The following is a 17147-nucleotide window of genomic DNA, read 5'->3' on the forward strand; positions in this document are numbered from 1 at the left end:
TTCCCTACCCAGAAATCGGAGAAGGCCATCGTGACCATCTTTGAAAAGGCCACGCGGGAGAAGTTCCGCTATCCGTCGGCCAAGGGACTGCTGACCACGGAACAGTTGTGGGACCTTCCGCTGACCGACAAGTCCGGCTTCAGCCTCGATGATGTGGCCAAGGCGGTCAACGCCGAACTCAAGGCCGTCGACACCGAGTCGTTCGTGGCCACCGACGCCAATCCGGCCAAGTCGACCTTGGAGACCAAGTTGGAGGTCGTCAAGCACGTCATCACCGTCCGCCTCTCAGACGACCAGGCGGCGAAGGCGGCGGCAGCCAAGAAGCTGGAGAAGGAGAAGTTGCTGGCAGTCCTGGGCCGCAAGCAGGACGCGGTCCTGGAAAACCTGACCGAGGCAGAACTGCTGGCCCGAATCAACAACCTGTAGCCCGCCTACAATCAGCATCTGCCAGAAGGTCCGCACATCGCCGGGAAGCACGGTCGCCATGCAAGACCTGCGCGGCCAGGCCTACATTCAACGGCCACTTCTCGGCGAACTCACATCGGTACAACAGCGACCGCGACGCCCTCTATCGGCACGACCGGGCACTCGACCCCGCCGCGCCTCGTCACGCAACGTGACGCCCGGTCGGCGGCAGATCCGGATGGCGTCGACCGGTCGCGGTCATCGCTCGGGCACGACCTGGATCTCCACTCGATGCCGGAGGTAGTCGTCGTTTGAGGTGCGAGCGATCTGCACGGCCTGAGCAACTTGGTCGCGCATTTGGTTGGGGTACATCTGTGGGTCCAGGGTGAGGCCTGGCAGTATATGCATCGGCGGAGGTCCAGGTCGTCGTCGGCCAGGAAGTGGCGTAGTGCGGTAAGGCGGTACCGCTCGCGCAGGTCGCTGACCGCCTCGTATTCGGCGGCGCTTTCCGGGGTCATGGTCGTCGTTTCCGGTAGGTACTTGACTCCCGCGAGGCGTTCGAGCTGGAAGCCGACCAGGTCCGCGCCCTGGCCGAGGAGTGCCCTGCCCATCGCACCCGCAACCCAGGCACCCACTGCTGCGCCGAGATCAGCATTGGCAGAACTCGCCGCCACCCCGACCAACGCCGGCCGTACGCCGAACTCCACGCCGAATACTCACAGTAATGATCGGTCCGACAGAAGCGGGCCACGGCAAGCAACTCGCGGCTCCGGATGTTCAGTCGCGAGGGCCGCCCGGCGCGTACTGCTGTTGGTCCGGGAGATTACGAGGGCAACTCGTACTCCTCCGCGAGCCGCTCGGCGTAGCCACGTACCAGGTCGTCACCGGTGGCGCGTACACGCCCGATCAGCTCATTTGCTTCGCTGGTTGCACCCTGGTCCAACAGCAGGCAGCGAGCAGGCATCGGCAACGGTTCTCCAACAGCGCAGCACCTTGACCTCGATTCGTCAGAGGGTTTTGATCCCTCGCCGTCCGTTTCGGTTTGACCGTTTTGTCCCACGCGGTTGGGGGTCGGGGTCGGCGCGTGTCGCTGCGCGGGCGCCGGTTCTCCAGGTCCGGGTGGTTTCTCTGCTGGTAGGGCCGGGGGGACGGGTCAGGTCGGCGGGGGTATCAGGCCTAGGCGGTGCCAGCAGAGTTGGAACGCCTCAGCCCAGGGCCAGGTGTCGGGGATGGACAGGATCTTCCGGCGGGCGTGGCTGGCCAGCTTGGCGGGTAGGTGCAGCAGCCGGTAGCGCAGGGTGCCGGGTTCGGCGTCGGCGAGGTCGGGCTGGTCGTGCAGGCCGAGCAGTCGGGTCCAGGCGGCCAGATCGGCGGCGATGTTCGCGGCTAGGACCCAGCCGCGGTTGACGGTCCAGGCCTTCGAGGGCAGGTTTCGCAGGCCCATGGCCTTGTTCGTGCGCACCTGATCTTCCACTCCGGCGTGCGAACGGTGCAGCACGTCGAGCCATTGCGGCTGGTGAGAGCCGGCCACGCCGTGGATGCGGCGGATGTTGGTGGCGACGATCGCGTACCGCCAGCCGGTACGTTTCTCCAGGTCGGTTAGGTTCCTGACGTGTCGGGTGGACGGTCTGGTCCGCCGCACGATCAGCCGTAGCCCGTCGATCCAGTTGCCGACCCGCTGGTTGAGGCCGGTCAGCTCGGCGACCTGCGCCTGATCGGTGGCATTACCGTCGGGTTCGAGGCTGCTGGTCCAGGCATCGGCGGGCAGCACGGCGATCGCGGTCTCGTCGGCGTCGGTGATCGTCCAGCCGACAGTGAACTTCACGCTGCGCCACAGCCGGTTCATCTGCTCCAGGTGGGTCACCAGGTCGTGGGTGGCGCCGGCCCCGTCGACCCGCACCAGGATCTTGCGCCGGTATCTGACCGGCAGTTGGGCGACCGCCTCACCCAACACCCGGATGTGATCAACCACGGTGTTCGAGCCGGCGTTGCCCGGCCGCAGCAGCATGGCCAGGCTCTCACTGGTGTTCGCGCACCACGCCCCGAGGGGGTGGAACCCGAAGCCTTTCTTGAACGTGGCCGCCGCGCCCTGCTTGTCGGAGTGAGCGGTGATCAGGGTGGCGTCCAGATCGATGACCACCCACCCGGTCAGCAGCTTGCCCGCCACCAGCAGCCACGGAAACCCCTGCGGCCGGCGCTCGAGAAGCTCCCAGACCCGGGCGCGGGCCTTCGCCCGCGCCTTGGCGATCCGGCGCAGGGCGGTCTCGTCGAGGCCGGCCAGAGCACGGCGCACGGTCGCTTCCGACGGTGGCTCGGCGAACACCAGCGCCTGATGGGCGAGCAGCCCGATGTCGGACATGCTGGTCGCGCCGAGCACGATCGCGGTCGCCAGGCAGATCAAGACCGTGCCCCGGTCCCACCACCCCGGCCCCGCACCGCGAGGCAGCACCGCGTTCAACGCCCAGGCCAGCCCGGTCCGGTCCGCGCACCGCCGCAGCAAAACCGCGCCGGCATGCCCGACCAAACCCTTCCCACCCGCCGCGACCTGCAGCCGCTGATCCCACCCGCTACTCTTACTCACCAGAAAGGTGCACCCGACTCTGCTGTGGACATGACGTAGACACTCACATCCTTGCAGGCCAGGCGCACCTTTCCTTCATGACCCTCGATGAATCAAATCCGCTCTGAACGGACGAGGTTGACGCAGGACGGCCTCCGCTTCGACCTGTCTATGCGGCACCGTCAGCAAGAGCGCGCCGAGGATCGGCAGAGAACCGATGTCGCCGGCCACCACCTGCCGACGGTGATGCTCGATCGCTTCACTGAGCTCGCCGGGCTCGCCGTGGTTGTGCAGGAAGGCCGCACATCGTCAACGCCCTTGCGACAGATCCGCGTCTTCGAGAGGGCTCCACGTGATTGCCTATCGTGCCATGGTCGACGTCCCCAGGGAACTTGTGCAGCACCTCGGTCGGCTTCTTGCCGCCGAACGCCGGGCTCGGGGAACCCGTACCGGCACGCGGGCGTTGACCTGCTTCTACCAGGCGTTGATGGTGCTGGTCTGGTTCCGTAAGGCCGAGGACGTGGCCTTGCTCGGCGCTGGGTTCGGCGTGTCTCGGGCGACCGCGTACCGCTACCGCGACGAGGGCATCGCCGTGCTCACGGCCCAGGCGCAGGATCTGCACACGGCTCTGCGGCGGGTGGCCGACGACGGCTGGTCGCACGTCATCCTGGACGGGAAACTCTTCGACTGTGACCGGCTCACCGAGACCACTTTGTCGGTGAAGGGCGAGGTGATCGACGCCTGGTATTCCGGGAAGCACCGCGACTTCGGCGCGAACATTCAAGCGGTCATGCGCCCCGACGGTCTGCCGATCTGAACATCCGAGGCGCTACCCGGGCACCTGCACGACACCAGTTGCGCCCGTGAGTTGGGCATCACCGCCGCGCTGAACTGGTCCGCAGCCGAGCTTGATCTTCCCACGCTGGCCGACTCCGGCTACGAAAGCGCAGGCCACGGCATCAAGACCCCGATCAAACAGCCCGCCGACGGCAGCCGGCTCGCGTCCGACAACCGCGCCTACAACCGGCTACTACGCGGCCTGCGCTGGCAGGGCGAACGCGGCTTCGCCATCCTGATCGGACGCTGGACAACACTTCGCCACACCACCGCCAGCCCACGCCGAATCGGCGACATCGTCGCCGCCGCTCTGCACCTGACCCACGTCGAATACAAATACCTACCGCAAAGTTGCTGAGATCACCTCACTGCCGTCTTTCTTGGTGTCGTCGCCGGACCGGCGCCGGTCCGCGGTACTCGGTGGTTCTGGTTCTGGCTGATCTACATCACATCGCACGGCCTCGGGCTGTTGTTCTGGTTGGCCCGAGAGCACCGTGGTCGCGTTCGGCAGCTCCGGCCGCCGCCCCCGGCAGCGTGGAACGGCGAGACCGCGGCATTCTTGGTTTCGGTATCGGCGTCCTCGCGACGACCCTGATCAACGCTCTCCTGCTGATCCTCCACGAAGCCCTCGGCGACTGGTGGGTGCCACGGCTTGGCGTCTAGCACCACGCGCTGTCATCGGCAGATCCGCACGCCGAGCAGCCGGGCGAAGGAATCACGTAGCGTAGCGAGCGGATCGCGGACGAGTACACCTGGGGCGTGATGACCGCCCAGTGATCGTTTGCCGCTCGCGATCGGATAGGTTCCAACGGTGATGCCGTTCACGGGCGCTCTGCCCCCACCCCGCTCCTAACGGAGCGATGCACTGACAGCTGACCGCGAAGGCCGGTCAGCGGCCTCTTCATGCCTGCGCTCCGTCGACGTTCCCGTTAACGGCTCACTCCTGCGGAGCGCAGATGTCTCGATCCTCCGTGCCATCGACACTAGCGTCATCGTCTTCCTCCCGTTCGGGGACAGATGCACGGCTCGGCCTCATCCATATCACTGTCGCGGGGCTCCTCTGGGGCACTACCGGAATTGTCGTACAACTCCTCCACCAGTCGACAGGTCTGAACCCGGTAAGCATCGGTTTCTACCGCCTGTCAATCGCCGCCGCAGTTCTCATCGTGGTCACAGCACGGCGCCTGCGGGATGTGATCGCGGCGGTCGGCTCGGCACCGCAACTTCTTATCTTGATCGGAAGTGGCCTTGGTGCTTACCAGGCTCTCTATTTCCTGGCAGTCGCCATGAGCGGTGTCGCCGTGGCGACTGTTGTCAGTCTGGGGTTGGCACCTCTCCTCATCGCCGGCTGGGAGGCTCTGCGAGCCGGGCGCCTGCCTGCCCGCATCACGCTGTACGGCCTGGGCGCCGCGATCACCGGTCTGGCCTTGATAACCGGATTCGGGGCAGCCTCGACCGCAGTTGGGCCGCAGCCACTCGTGGGCCTACTCGCGGCCACTGGTTCGGGCCTCGGCTACGCCGTCACGACGGTCTCGAGTCGGCACGTCTCCGATCGTGTGAACCCGCTGACGCTGACCACCGCGTCCACCGTCACAGGGGCACTTGTTCTCCTTCCGGTCGCCGTGCTAGCCGGGGGTATCGCGTTTCCCACGAACCTGTTGCCCGCCGGGCTGCTCGCGTATCTGGGCGTGGTCACCACTGCGGTGGCATATGCGCTTTTCTATGCCGGGCTGCGGACCACAGCGGGTAGCGCCGCCGCGGTGTTGACCCTGCTCGAGCCGCTGACAGCAGCGCTGCTCGCGGGACTGTACAAATAACGGCTGATCGACCGATCAAGGGAGAGACGCCAGATGACGACCGAGACCACCGTGGGACAGCCGGCCGTGGAGCCGGTGGGTGCGGTCACGGATGAGCAGTTGATCGCGATGCTGGTCGATCGGGCTCGTGGTGACGGGTTGAAGCTGACCGGCGAGGGTGGGCTGCTGCAGCAGCTGACGAAGCGGGTCCTCGAGTCGGCGTTGGATGGGGAGATCACCGACCACGTCGGCTACGACAAGCACGACCCGGCGGGTCGGGGTAGCGGGAACACCCGTAACGGCAGCCGGACCAAGACGGTGCTCACCGACGTCGGGCCGGTCGAGGTGCGGGTCCCACGCGACGCCGCCGGGACGTTCGAGCCGCAGATCGTGCGTAAGCGGCAGCGGCGTCTGACCGGCGTCGACGACATGGTCCTGTCGCTGTCGGCCAAGGGCCTGACCCACGGCGAGATCGCCGCGCACCTGGCTGAGGTCTACGGCGCTGAGGTGTCGAAGCAGACCATCTCCACGATCACCGACAAGGTCATGGACGGCATGGCCGAGTGGCAGAACCGGCCCCTGGACCGGGTCTACCCGGTCGTGTTCATCGACGCCATCAACGTCAAGATCAGGGACGGTCAGGTCGCGAACCGGCCGATCTACCTCGCGATGGCGGTCACCGTCGACGGCCACCGCGACATCCTCGGTATCTGGGCCGGTGACGGCGGCGAGGGCGCCAAGTACTGGCTGCACGTGCTCACCGAGTTGAAGAACCGCGGCGTGGCCGACGTGCTGATGCTGGTCTGTGACGGGCTCAAGGGACTGCCGGAGACGGTGGAGACGGTGTGGCCGCGCACGATCGTGCAGACGTGTGTGGTGCACCTGCTGCGCAACTCGTTCCGCTACGCCGCCCGGCAGGACTGGGACAAGATCGCCAAAGCGCTGCGGCCGGTCTACACCGCGGCGACCGAGGACGCCGCCACCGAGCGGTTCCTCGAGTTCGCCGAGGCGTGGGGCCGTAAGTATCCGGCGATCGTGAAGCTGTGGGAGAACGCGTGGGCGGAGTTCGTGCCGTTCCTCGCCTTCGACGTGGAGATCCGCAAGGTCATCTGCTCCACGAACGCGATCGAGTCCGTCAACGCCCGTATCCGCAGGGCCGTGCGAGCTCGTGGCCACTTCCCGAACGAGCAGGCCGCACTCAAGTGCGTCTACATGGCCTTGATGAGCCTCGACCCGACCGGAGCCGGCCGCCGACGCTGGACCATGCGCTGGAAAGCACCACTGAACGCCTTCCAGATCGCCTTCGAAGGCCGGCTCACCCCGGCCAACAACTGACCACCTCAACAACCAAGATCAGCCGTTAACTTGACACTCCCGCAACGAGCGTGTGTTCGGGGCCAAGGCCGCCATCTCGGTGGTCTGGTGTTAGCCCGCAGTGGTCCTGTCCAGGATCTGCTGTATGTGATCGACCGTCAGGGCCGGGTTGGCCGCGGCGGCCTCGGCCAGTTCGGGGTCGTTGAGAAGCGCGGTGACCCGCGGTGCCGGAAGGCGTGGGCTGCTTGCCATCGCCTGTCGCACGGTGGCGTCCAGGTCGGTGCTGAGTCGGTCGACGACTTCGGGGTCGGCATGTGGGTCGAGGGCGACGAGCCGTCGTATCCCCGGGTCCGGGTTTTCGGCGAAGCGGGCCAGTCCTTCGGTGGGGAACTGTGGCAGCTCGCTGAGCCGGTCCCGGCCGCAGCAGTAGTACTCCAGGTAGCAGCGCAGCAGCAGCGCCGGCGACGCGGCCGGGTGGTGCTGGGCGAGCAGGACCCGTACGCCCGGGTCGGGATCGTCGGCGAGGATATCGACGATGTCCGCCGGTATCTCGGCGTTGCGGGCCGTTCGTCGGCGCAGCAGCGGATTGGCCGAACGGGCCCACCGCAGCGCATCGGTGATCTCCGGCGCGGCATCGTCGGGATACGGGATCCCACGGCAGCGGACGTCTTTGGAGCCGAAGTGGCCATCGCCCGGCACAGTGGTCACGTCGATGTCGATGCCGGCCCGCTGCTGCTCGGTGAGGCCGGGATGGGTGGAGACCGCGGTGCGGACCTCGACCGCTGGGTCGGTGGCGAGCCTGACGAGTTGGTCGCCGGTCAGATCGACGCGACCGGTGACTCCCTGCCGGACCGACGGGGCAGGGTGGCGCAGCAGCGTTCCGACCACGTCCGGCGGGACGCTCGGGTTCTCCCCCATCGCCCCCAGCGCAGCCGTGTCGCCGCTGGTGAGCACCTGATCGATCAGCGCCCGGGACAGTGGACGCCGCAGTACGTACCAGAATGCGTGACAGTGCTGATCCGGCAGATCCGGCAGGCTCCATCACCTGCTGCCGGTGCGCGATGGACGCCTGGGCGGCCGCCCATACGTCGGGCACCTCATCCTCCAGCATCGCCTGGCGCGACCGCTCGTCCAGCCAGCACAAGGACCGGCCGCGAACCGGCGCACACCCGGCCGGGGGTGCGCGGCGGCCAGCCGGAACAGACGCTGGTCATATCTGGTCGCTTCGAGCAACTCGCCAATCAACTCCTCTCGGCTGAACGGCATGTCGGAGGGCGGGCCGTCGAGCTCGGTCAACAACCTGACCAGCACGTCGTCAGGCAGCGGCTCCTGACCGGGTCGGCCAAACGCGCGCATTCTCACCCGCCACGCCGGGTCGGCCAGCAGCTTGGCGCGCGCCAGAGGGTCGACCTGCGGGTGGGCGGCCAGCGCTCCGCAGATCCTGGGCGAGGGATGGTGCAGCATCGCATCCCGCACCGGCGGCGGCAGCTCACGGCGGCGTCGTAGCCCATCGCACACCTGCTCCGGCCACGAATCCACCAGCCGCAGCAGAACGCTGACCGGCGCTGCCGGGTTCCTCGCCAGCCCCCGCAGCATGGGTGAAGGAGACGAACACCGATCCAACCAGGCATCACCGATCATCGGCTGCACCTTACGCCCACGCCTCTCGTCGCGGCATCCGCTCATCGGCATCTCCGCACGAATGATCTTGTTGGTCGTTGGCGGGTAGCCCGCCGTTCAGCACCGCGGCCTTCGGTCACGCGGTCGGTACCCAGAAGCGCAACTTCCCGCCGCGTTGATCCTCAAAGATGCCGCCGTTGGCCTCGATCACCCTGCGGGATGCGACGTTGTCTGGGTCGCACGTCACCAACGCGGACTCGATGCCCAGGCCGCACGCCACCGGCAACGCGGCGTGCAGCATCGCGGTGGCATGGCCCCGCCGCCGCGCCGACGGCCGCACGTCGTAGCCAATGTGGCCGCCGAACTCGCGCAAGTGAGGGGTCAAGCGATGCCGGATCGCGAGGCGGCCAAGGTAGTCGTCGTCCTGGATCCACCACAGCGTGGTTGACGGCACGTAGCCGTCAGGTCGGGGTGAATCCTCCAGGATCTGGGATCGCAACCAGTCGACGTACGCGGCGAAGCCCTCAAGTACCGCCCAGCGGTGCCCAAACTCGCGCAGCTCAGCCCCGATCATGCTGTCATCTCCGGAGCTACCGCGACCCTCGGCGCGGAACTCGGCCATGGCGGCAACGAACGATCGACGCACTCGTACGACGGGTGGGCTCACCGCCCACCCGTGTTACTGGGGGATTTCGGGGACGATTCAAAATCGCATCGATAGATGCCGAGGCCCTGGTCAGCTTTTTGCTGGTCAGGGCCTCCTGTTGGTGCCCCCGACAGGGTTCCAACCTGCGCCACCCGGGTCGATGACGGCAGCAGTCGCGCGCTGGCTGGAGTTTCGGTAACGAACGAGAGGTTGCCGACGTCAGCCCCGGCGGACCGAGGCGGCACGCCGACTAGGCTGATCATCAAGATGACCGACGCTGCGCACCGCCGTACCCCGTTGCTGCTGGTCGAGGCGGCGACGCTGCTCTCAGCCACCGGCAACGGGGTCGCCGTCGTGGCGTTGCCCTGGCTGGTGCTGGAACGCACCGGCAGCGCCACCGCGGCCGGCGTCGTCGCGGCGGCGGGCGGGCTGCCCCTGCTGCTGTCCAGCCTCGTCTCCGGCACGGTGGTCGACCTGCTCGGACGCCGGCGGACGGCGCTGGTCTCCGATGCGCTGTCGGCGGTCTCGGTCGCCGCGATCCCACTGGTCGACGCCGCACTCGGGCTGAATCTCGGCTGGATCGTCGCGCTCGCCGTCCTCGGCGCGGTTTTCGACCCGGCCGGGATGACCGCCCGGGAGACGCTGCTCCCCGCCGCCGCGCAGGCCGCCGGCTGGCGGATCGAACGGGCCAACGGGGTGCACGAGGCGATCTTCGGAATCGCCTTCCTGGTCGGGCCCGGCCTCGGCGGCCTGCTGATCGCCACCGTCGGACCCGGTTCGACGTTCTGGGTCACCGCCGCTGGCTTCGCGGTCTCGGTCCTGCTGATCGCGGCCGTCCGGCTGCCCGGCGCCGGCCGCCCGGAACGCCCGCCGAGCGGCCTGTGGCGGGGCACCGTGGAAGGCCTACGCTTCGTCTGGCGGGACCGGTTGCTCCGCACGATCGCCCTGATCACGATGGTGCTGGTCGCGCTCTACCTGCCGGTCGAAGGGGTGCTGCTGCCCGCCTGGTTCGTCGCCCAGGGGGAGCCCGCCCGGCTCGGCTCCGTCCTGATGGCGATGAGCGCCGGTGCTGTGTTCGGCGCGCTGAGCTCGTCCGCCGCCGGCCGGTTCGTCCGTCGCCGCACCCTGATGGCCGTCGCGTTGGTGGTCACCGGCGGGGCGCTGCTCGGGCTCGCGTTCCTCCCGCCGTACCCGGCGATGCTCGCCTTCGCCGTGCTGGTCGGGCTGGCGTACGGGCCGGTGAACCCGCTGTCGAACTACGCCATGCAGACCCGGACCCCGGAACGGCTACGCGGTCGGGTGGTCGGGGTGATGACCTCCTTCGCGTACGCCGCCGGGCCGGCCGGCTACTTGCTCGCCGGACCACTGGTCGAGTGGCTGGGCCTGCGGCCGGCGTTCCTGGTGCTGGCCGGCGCGCTGCTGGTCGCTGCCGTGGTGGCCGCCCCGCTGCCGATCCTGCGGGCGCTGGACGACCCGCCCCGCCACCCGCCCGCCCCACCGGGCGGTACGTCCGGCCGGACCGAAGGGCCGGTGCCGCTCGGCGAGCAGTGGGCTCCCGCGGCGCACCGAAACCCACCTGCCCAGGAGTGACGCGGCAAACCCGACGCCCCGGGACGGAATGCGTTCCCCGGTCTCCGCGGCAGCCCACCGCTCGGGTCCGTGGTCGTGCGGGAAGGGGTGCCCGGTCAGCGCGGAGTCGTGATCCGACCGTCGACCGCCGCGGCGGCGATGTCGGTGCGGTGGTGCGAGCCGGCCAGCCCGACTCCGCGCACCACCGCGTAGGCGGTGTCCCGCGCGGCGGCCAGGTCGGGGCCGGTACCCGTGGCACAGAGAACCCGACCACCGGCGGAGAGCAACGTTCCGTCGGCGGCCCGGCGCACGGTGCCGGCGTGGATGATGCCCGGCCGATCCGCGCCGGTGATCACGTCCCCGGTGCGCGGCTTCGCCGGGTAGCCCTCGGCGGCGACCACCACGGTGACGGCCGCGCCGTCCCGCCAGCGCAGCGGTGGATGCGCGGCCAGCGCACCGGTGGCCGCCGCGTGCAGCAGCCCGGCGAGCGGCGACTCCAGCAGCGCCAGGACGACCTGCGTCTCCGGATCACCGAAGCGGGCGTTGAACTCGATCACCCGGGGCCGGTAGCGGTGATCGCCAAGCCGACGTAGAGCAGGCCGGCGAACGGGGTGCCGCGGCGGCGCATCTCGGCCAACGTCGGGTGCACGACGTCGCGCATCACCTCGTCGACCAGACCGGACGGGGCCCAGGGCAGCGGGGCGTACGCCCCCATGCCGCCGGTGTTCGGGCCGGAGTCCCCGTCGCCGACGCGCTTGAAGTCCTGCGCGGGCAGCAACGGCACCGCCGCCTCCCCGTCGGTGACGACGAAGAGCGACACCTCCGGGCCGGCGAGGAACTCCTCGATCACCACCCGGCCGCACTCACGCGCGTGCTCCTCGGCCCTGCCACGATCGTCGGTGACGACCACACCCTTGCCAGCGGCGAGGCCGTCGTTCTTCACCACGTACGGGGCGCCGAGCTCGTCCAGCGCGCCAGCCACGCTCGGGGTGTCCGTGCAGGTGTACGCGCGGGCGGTCGGCACGCCGGCGGCGGTCATCACGTCCTTGGCGAACGCCTTCGAGCCCTCCAGCCGGGCTGCCTCGGCGGACGGGCCGAACGCGGGGATGCCCTTCGCGCGCACGGCGTCGGCGGCCCCGGCGACCAGCGGCGCCTCCGGCCCGATCACCACCAGGTCTGCGTTGGCCTCGACGGCCAGCCCGGCCACGGCCGCGGGGTCGGCGGCGTCGACGTTGCGCAACTCGGCCACCGCCGCGATGCCCGGGTTGCCCGGTGCCGCGATCAGTTGCTCGACGGCCGGGTCCGCCGAAAGCCCGAGCGCGAGGCTGTGCTCCCGCCCTCCGCCACCCACAAGAAGTACCCGCACAACCGAGCATCCTACGCAGGGGCCGGATCCGCTCCGGCGGAGGCGGACCTCAGGTGCCGGGGTGTCTCAGAGGAGGGGGTGGCGGACCACGTTCTCGTCGCGGCCGGGGCCGACGCCGACCACCGACACCCGGGTCCCGCACAGTTCCTCGACACGGGCGAGGTAGCGGCGGGCGTTCTCCGGGAGCTCCGACTCGGTGCGGGCCGTCGTGATGTCCTCCCACCAGCCGTCGAGCTCCTCGTAGATCGGACTCGCGTGGTGGAAGTCGGTCTGGGTCATCGGCATGTCGTCGACGCGGCGGCCGTTGATCTCGTACCCGACGCAGATCGGCACCTTCGGCAGCCCGGTCAGCACGTCGAGCTTGGTGACGACCAGGTCGGTCACGCCGTTGAGGCGGCACGCGTACCGGGCGACGACCGCGTCGAACCAGCCGCACCGGCGTTCCCGGCCGGTGGTCGTGCCGTACTCGTGGCCGATCTTGCGCAGGTGCTGGCCGCTGTCGTCGAACAGCTCGGTCGGGAACGGCCCGGAGCCGACCCGCGTGGTGTACGCCTTGCTGACCGCGATGACCTTGGTGATGGCGGTCGGCGGGATGCCCGCGCCGACGCACGCCCCACCGGCGGTCGGGTTCGACGAGGTCACGAACGGGTACGTGCCGTGGTCCATGTCGAGCATGGTGGCCTGGGCGCCCTCGAGCAGCACCGTCTCGCCACGGTCCAGCGCGTCCCAGAGCATCACCCGGGTCTCCGCGATGTACGGGGTGAGCCGCTCGGCATAGGCCAGATACTCCTCAACGGTCGCGTCGACGTCGATCGCCTTGCGGTTGTAGACCTTGAAGAGAATCTGGTTCTTCTCGCGCAGCGCGAGTTCCAGCTTCTTGCGGAGGATGCCCGGGTCCAGCAGATCCTGCACCCGGATCCCCATCCGGGCGACCTTGTCGCCGTACGCCGGGCCGATGCCCCGGCCGGTGGTGCCGATCCGGGACGAACCCAGGTAACGCTCGACCACCCGGTCCAGTGCCCGGTGATGGGGCATGATCAGGTGCGCGTCGCCGGAGATTCGCAGCCGGGAGACGTCCACGCCCCGCTCGGCGAGCCCGTCGATCTCGGTGAGGAGCACCTTCGGGTCGACCACGACACCATTGCCGATGACGATCTTCGCGTTCGGCGAGAGGGCACCCGAGGGCATCAGGTGCAGCGCGTACTTCTGCCCGTCCGGGGTGATCACCGTGTGACCGGCGTTGTTGCCGCCGGAGTAGCGCACGACGTAGTCGACCCGCTCACCCAGCAGGTCGGTAACCTTGCCCTTGCCCTCGTCGCCCCACTGGGCGCCGAGGAGCACGATCGCTGGCATCTTCTCCGCCTCCAGAAGGCTCGGGTGCCAGGTGGCGACCGGTCGGCGAGCCCGGGGTGTCAGGCTAACAAGTAGTGACGGCGCGACCGGCAGGGGTTCGCGTCGAGAGGCAGGAGGCGCCAACCCGTGTACGACGTGGTGCTGCTCACGCTCGGCTCGGAGCGGGACGCTCCCGGTGGTTGTGGCAGCGGCGGCGCCTGCTGCGGCGCGGGCCCGGCCAGCGCGAAGCCGGCCGAGGAGCTCTGCGAGACGCCGCGCGTACCGGTGCTGGCCTGCGCGGACGCGCTCACCACACGAGGTGCGCGGGTCGAGATGGTGACCGCCCGATCGGACGCGGAGATCGACGGGGTGCTGGCCCGGCTCGACGGCCCACCCCGGCCGGACGACCTCACCTGGCCCGATGCCGACGTCAAGACCCGGCTCGTCGTCGCCACGGCCAGTGACGCACAGTTGCGCGCCGTCCTGCGCAGGCTGGTCCGGCGGTACGCCCCGCCGCCGAGCCGCCGCCCGGCGGACCTGGCGGCCAACCGGACCGTGCCGGATTTGCCGCCGGTCGGACTGCTTCCGCTCGACCCGGCCCACAGCGGCACCCACCGGGACCTCGCGGCGCAGCTTGGACTGCCGCGCGACCCGGCCGCGGTAGCCGCCGCGGTGCTGGACGGCACACCCCGCCGGCTGGACCTGCTGCGAAATGACGGCGGTTCGGTGACGCTGGACGGTGCCCTGCTCGGCGCGGCTGACGATGAGGGCCGGCCGCTGCACTGGCGGGGCCGGGTCGAAGTGGACGACACCGTCCTCTCCACCGGCGACGACCCGCTGCTGGCCTGCGCGATCGGCAACGCCGGCGGGTACGCGCGGCTAGCCGACGTAGCGCTGCTCACCGCCCCGGACCCGGCCGACGGTCTGGTCGAGGTCGCGGTCGCCGTGCCGGTGGTCGCCCGTTCCCGGTGGGGTGGCAGGCGTGTGCGTCTGGAGATCCGCCGGACCCGCGGCCGGGCGGTGGCCGTGGTGCCCCGCGAGGGCGGCGTCCCGTTCCTCGACGACGGATCCGCGGGCGAGTTGAGCCGGAAGCGATCCTGGTGGACCGAGCCGGGCGCCTGGGCGGTCTGGACGGCCTGACACTCCCGGCCATCCGCCCCCGCCGATCGGGCATATCCTCGGCAGGAGGAAGGGGGAGGAACCATGGTGGACGATCACGCCAACCGCTCGTACGCGCCCGGCCAGCAGCCGGAGCGGGAGCCGGAGCGGGACATTGAACCACTATGGCCGGGCGCCCAGGCCGATCCGGCGCCCTCGTGGACGCCAGCGCCGGGCACCCCCGGCCAGCCCTCCTCACCCGCAGACGACCCGTGGCTCCGCAGCGGGGTGCCGATGCCGGGCATCTGGACGACGGTCGGCCCACCCGGAGCCCTCCGCCCCTGGGCCGCCGACGCGAACCCCGGCCTGGCCGGTGGGGCAACCGGCCCGGCACCGGACTCCGGTACGCCGTCGGGCTGGGCGCCCGCCGAAGGCCTCTCGTCGGGCTGGGCACCTGGTGGCACACCCGCGTCGGACTGGACGCCCCGGGATCTCCCCCCACCACCGCCATCCGGCGACCTCACCTGGCGGGACCGGCAGACACCGCCGTCCGTGCCGACGTCGGGGACGAGCCGACCCGGCGCGTACCCGGCCCCGAGCGGTGGCGGACACAGCTTTCCCACGCCGGACGCCGGCCCGGCCTTCCCGCCCCCGCCCGACGGCCCGGATGGTGGCGGCGGCAGGACGGTCGGCCGCCCGGCCGAGTCCCCCTGGGCCCACCCACCGCAGCGGCCCGCACCGGCCAGATCCCCCGGTGATCCGTCAACCGTCACCCGAGCGGCGCCCGCCGCACCCGCCACCCCGGCCACCGGGGCCACCGCACCGGCCGAGCCGGGCACGTCGGCCGCCCCCTGCTGGGGCGCGCACGCCACCGGCGTTCCCACCGCCCCCGCGTGGGCCACGCCCAGCGAGACGGTGCCGGCCGCGACACCACCCTGGCCGGGGGCTGTCGGCCGGTCCGACGACCCGGGAACGGCCGCCGCCGGCGACCCGCCCGCCGTCCCACCACCCGGCCCCTTCCCACCCCAGCCCGGTGGGTATTCAGCACCGTGGCAGCGGGGCCCGGCGGTGCAGTCGGGGCACCAGCCGGCGGTCGAGCGCGCCCAGCCGGCGCACCCCCCGGCGGGGTGGAGTCCCCCCGTCGGCATCCCGCCCACCGCGGAGGACTTCGCCCGGCGCCGGCAGATGCCGCCGGCGGATCCGGTGGCCACGATGGGCGTCCGCGCGGTGGCGAACCGGGTCGGCCTACGCCTGCCGCCCAGCCGGCACGAGCAGGAACTGCGGCGAGACATCGAGATGGTCCGCCGCAACTTCGGTGGCCTGCGGCAGGTGACCGTGGTCAACCCGAAGGGCGGCGCGGGCAAAACCGTCGCCATTCTGCTGCTCGCCATGACGTTCGGTCAGAAGCGTGGCGGCTACGTGCTGGCCTGGGACAACAACGAGACGCAGGGCACCCTGGGCATGCGCGCCCAGCAGGACTTCCACGCCCGGACCGTGCGGGACCTGCTGCGGGACCTGAACCAATTCCACGGCTCACACGGGCGGGTCGGCGACCTGTCGCAATACGTCCGCTCGCAGGGCGAGGGGATGTTCGACGTCCTCGCCTCGGACGAGTCGGCAACCGGCGGTGAAATGCTCACCGCGGACGCGTTCGCGGAGATCCGTGAGGTGGTCAGCCGCTTCTACAAGCTGATCTTCGTGGACACCGGCAACAACGTCCGGGCGCAGAACTGGCAGGCCGCGATGGACGCCACCGACCAGTTGGTGGTCACGATGTCCGCGCGTAACGACTCGGCCGAGACGGCCGCCCGAATGCTCGACCATCTGGAGCAGAGCGGACGGCAACGGCTGGTCCGTCAGGCGGTGACGGTGGTCTCGATGCCACCGTCACGCAAGGAAATCGACCTGCCAGCCATCCAGGGACACTTCTCGGCTCGGACGCGGGCGGTGCTGCTCGCCCCGTACGAGCGGCTCATCGACACCGGCGAGCCGCTTCGGTACGGCGGGCTCTCCACCGCTACCCGGGACGCCTGGCTGAAGATCGCCGCTGCCGTCGCCGAGGGCCTCTGACGCACGGCGCGGGCTGGCCCGGGAGTGAGGCCGGCCCGCACCGCACGGTCAGTTGCTGGCCAGCGCGTCCGCCGCGGCCGGATCGCAGTCGCGGAGGAACTGGGCGCAGCGTGCCGCCTCGTCCGCCTCACCGATGGCGTCGGCGGCCCGGCTCAGCACGTAGAGGCAGCGCAGGAAGCCCTGGTTCGGCTCGTGCGACCACGGCACCGGGCCATGCCCCTTCCAGCCGCTGCGACGCAGTTGGTCGAGGCCGCGGTGGTAGCCGGTGCGGGCGTACGCGTACGCCGGGACGATCTGGCCCGCCGCGAACGAGCGCGCCGCCAGCGCGGCCCAGCCCGCGCTGAACGTCGGAAAACGCGCCGCCACCTCGGCGAACGCCTCGTCACTGCCGGCCTCCTCGGCAGCGGCCAGCGCGGCTTCGGCCTCGACGTGCGCGGACAGGAGAGTGGCCGGTGGTTCCGGCAACAGGTTCTGCATCGCCCCATTCAACCCGCTTCGCGGCGCGACACGCGAGAGGGTCGGCGGAGCCGGTTG

General features: G+C 70.2%; 17 protein-coding genes and 2 pseudogenes. 9 read left to right on the forward strand and 10 right to left on the reverse strand.

What is annotated here, in order from left to right:
• Positions 1 to 30: 30 nt before the first annotated feature.
• Positions 31 to 426, forward strand: a complete 396-nt coding sequence (locus QTQ03_RS18860) for a hypothetical protein (RefSeq protein ID WP_289279193.1) — start codon at positions 31 to 33, stop codon at positions 424 to 426.
• Positions 427 to 536: 110 nt separating this feature from the next.
• Here QTQ03_RS18860 and QTQ03_RS18865 read toward each other — a convergent pair whose 3' ends face one another.
• The 3 genes from QTQ03_RS18865 to QTQ03_RS18875 all read right to left on the reverse strand — a co-directional run bounded on the left by QTQ03_RS18865 (position 537) and on the right by QTQ03_RS18875 (position 2986).
• Positions 537 to 1112, reverse strand: coding sequence for a hypothetical protein (locus tag QTQ03_RS18865; RefSeq protein WP_289279194.1), 576 nt, complete (start codon positions 1110 to 1112; stop codon positions 537 to 539).
• Between the two features lie 116 nt (positions 1113 to 1228).
• The gene (locus QTQ03_RS18870) at positions 1229 to 1369 is read right to left on the reverse strand and encodes a hypothetical protein (protein ID WP_289279195.1); all 141 of its coding nucleotides are present in this window, start codon (positions 1367 to 1369) and stop codon (positions 1229 to 1231) included.
• A 189-nt stretch (positions 1370 to 1558) separates the two neighbouring features.
• Entirely contained in the window at positions 1559 to 2986 is a 1428-nt protein-coding gene (locus tag QTQ03_RS18875; RefSeq protein WP_289279196.1) for an IS1380 family transposase, read from the reverse strand.
• Between the two features lie 331 nt (positions 2987 to 3317).
• Between QTQ03_RS18875 and QTQ03_RS18880 the strand changes: the two genes are divergently transcribed.
• The 3 genes and pseudogenes from QTQ03_RS18880 to QTQ03_RS18890 all read left to right on the forward strand — a co-directional run.
• Positions 3318 to 3782, forward strand: a complete 465-nt coding sequence (locus QTQ03_RS18880; protein ID WP_289279197.1) for a transposase family protein — start codon at positions 3318 to 3320, stop codon at positions 3780 to 3782.
• A 51-nt stretch (positions 3783 to 3833) separates the two neighbouring features.
• On the forward strand, positions 3834 to 4160 hold the full coding sequence (locus tag QTQ03_RS18885) for a transposase family protein (protein ID WP_502889781.1): 327 nt from the start codon (positions 3834 to 3836) through the stop codon (positions 4158 to 4160).
• Positions 4161 to 4169: 9 nt separating this feature from the next.
• Positions 4170 to 4465, forward strand: a pseudogene (locus QTQ03_RS18890) (hypothetical protein); the annotation flags it as partial.
• Positions 4466 to 4477: 12 nt separating this feature from the next.
• Here the strand turns inward: QTQ03_RS18890 and QTQ03_RS18895 are convergent.
• On the reverse strand, positions 4478 to 4627 hold the full coding sequence (locus QTQ03_RS18895) for a hypothetical protein (RefSeq protein WP_289279198.1): 150 nt from the start codon (positions 4625 to 4627) through the stop codon (positions 4478 to 4480).
• A 131-nt stretch (positions 4628 to 4758) separates the two neighbouring features.
• On the opposite strand from QTQ03_RS18895, the gene QTQ03_RS18900 reads away from it, so the two are divergent.
• Positions 4759 to 5619 (forward strand): DMT family transporter, encoded by an 861-nt coding sequence (locus QTQ03_RS18900; protein ID WP_289279199.1) that lies wholly within the window; start codon positions 4759 to 4761, stop codon positions 5617 to 5619.
• Positions 5620 to 5727: 108 nt separating this feature from the next.
• On the forward strand, positions 5728 to 6933 hold the full coding sequence (locus tag QTQ03_RS18905; RefSeq protein ID WP_289280611.1) for an IS256 family transposase: 1206 nt from the start codon (positions 5728 to 5730) through the stop codon (positions 6931 to 6933).
• A gap of 90 nt (positions 6934 to 7023) precedes the next feature.
• Here the strand turns inward: QTQ03_RS18905 and QTQ03_RS18910 are convergent, their stop codons facing one another.
• The 3 genes from QTQ03_RS18910 to QTQ03_RS18920 form a co-directional block, all read right to left on the reverse strand.
• Positions 7024 to 7866 carry a hypothetical protein gene (locus tag QTQ03_RS18910; protein WP_289279200.1) on the reverse strand — a complete coding sequence of 281 codons (843 nt, stop codon included), beginning with the start codon at positions 7864 to 7866 and terminating at the stop codon, positions 7024 to 7026.
• Positions 7867 to 7953: 87 nt separating this feature from the next.
• Positions 7954 to 8508 (reverse strand): hypothetical protein, encoded by a 555-nt coding sequence (locus QTQ03_RS18915; RefSeq protein WP_289279201.1) that lies wholly within the window; start codon positions 8506 to 8508, stop codon positions 7954 to 7956.
• A gap of 160 nt (positions 8509 to 8668) precedes the next feature.
• Positions 8669 to 9154, reverse strand: a complete 486-nt coding sequence (locus QTQ03_RS18920; protein ID WP_289279202.1) for a GNAT family N-acetyltransferase — start codon at positions 9152 to 9154, stop codon at positions 8669 to 8671.
• 291 nt (positions 9155 to 9445) lie between these two features.
• Here QTQ03_RS18920 and QTQ03_RS18925 point away from each other — a divergent pair, with 291 nt between their 5' ends.
• On the forward strand, positions 9446 to 10768 hold the full coding sequence (locus QTQ03_RS18925; RefSeq protein ID WP_289279203.1) for an MFS transporter: 1323 nt from the start codon (positions 9446 to 9448) through the stop codon (positions 10766 to 10768).
• Positions 10769 to 10863: 95 nt separating this feature from the next.
• Here QTQ03_RS18925 and purD read toward each other — a convergent pair.
• Together purD and QTQ03_RS18935 are read right to left on the reverse strand one after the other, a co-directional pair.
• A pseudogene (purD, locus tag QTQ03_RS18930) lies at positions 10864 to 12113 on the reverse strand (phosphoribosylamine--glycine ligase).
• Positions 12114 to 12179: 66 nt separating this feature from the next.
• Complete coding sequence (locus QTQ03_RS18935) at positions 12180 to 13466, reverse strand: adenylosuccinate synthase (RefSeq protein WP_289279204.1); 1287 nt, start codon at positions 13464 to 13466, stop codon at positions 12180 to 12182.
• A gap of 126 nt (positions 13467 to 13592) precedes the next feature.
• Here QTQ03_RS18935 and QTQ03_RS18940 point away from each other — a divergent pair, with 126 nt between their 5' ends.
• Positions 13593 to 14585 carry a diacylglycerol kinase family protein gene (locus tag QTQ03_RS18940; protein ID WP_289279205.1) on the forward strand — a complete coding sequence of 331 codons (993 nt, stop codon included), beginning with the start codon at positions 13593 to 13595 and terminating at the stop codon, positions 14583 to 14585.
• A 63-nt stretch (positions 14586 to 14648) separates the two neighbouring features.
• Positions 14649 to 16613 (forward strand): MinD/ParA family ATP-binding protein, encoded by a 1965-nt coding sequence (locus QTQ03_RS18945; protein ID WP_289279206.1) that lies wholly within the window; start codon positions 14649 to 14651, stop codon positions 16611 to 16613.
• Between the two features lie 48 nt (positions 16614 to 16661).
• Here QTQ03_RS18945 and QTQ03_RS18950 read toward each other — a convergent pair whose 3' ends face one another.
• Positions 16662 to 17090 carry a DUF3151 domain-containing protein gene (locus tag QTQ03_RS18950; protein ID WP_289279207.1) on the reverse strand — a complete coding sequence of 143 codons (429 nt, stop codon included), beginning with the start codon at positions 17088 to 17090 and terminating at the stop codon, positions 16662 to 16664.
• Positions 17091 to 17147: the final 57 nt, after the last annotated feature.

Origin of the sequence: Micromonospora sp. WMMA1363 (genome assembly GCF_030345795.1) — a bacterium.
Lineage (GTDB): Bacteria > Actinomycetota > Actinomycetes > Mycobacteriales > Micromonosporaceae > Micromonospora.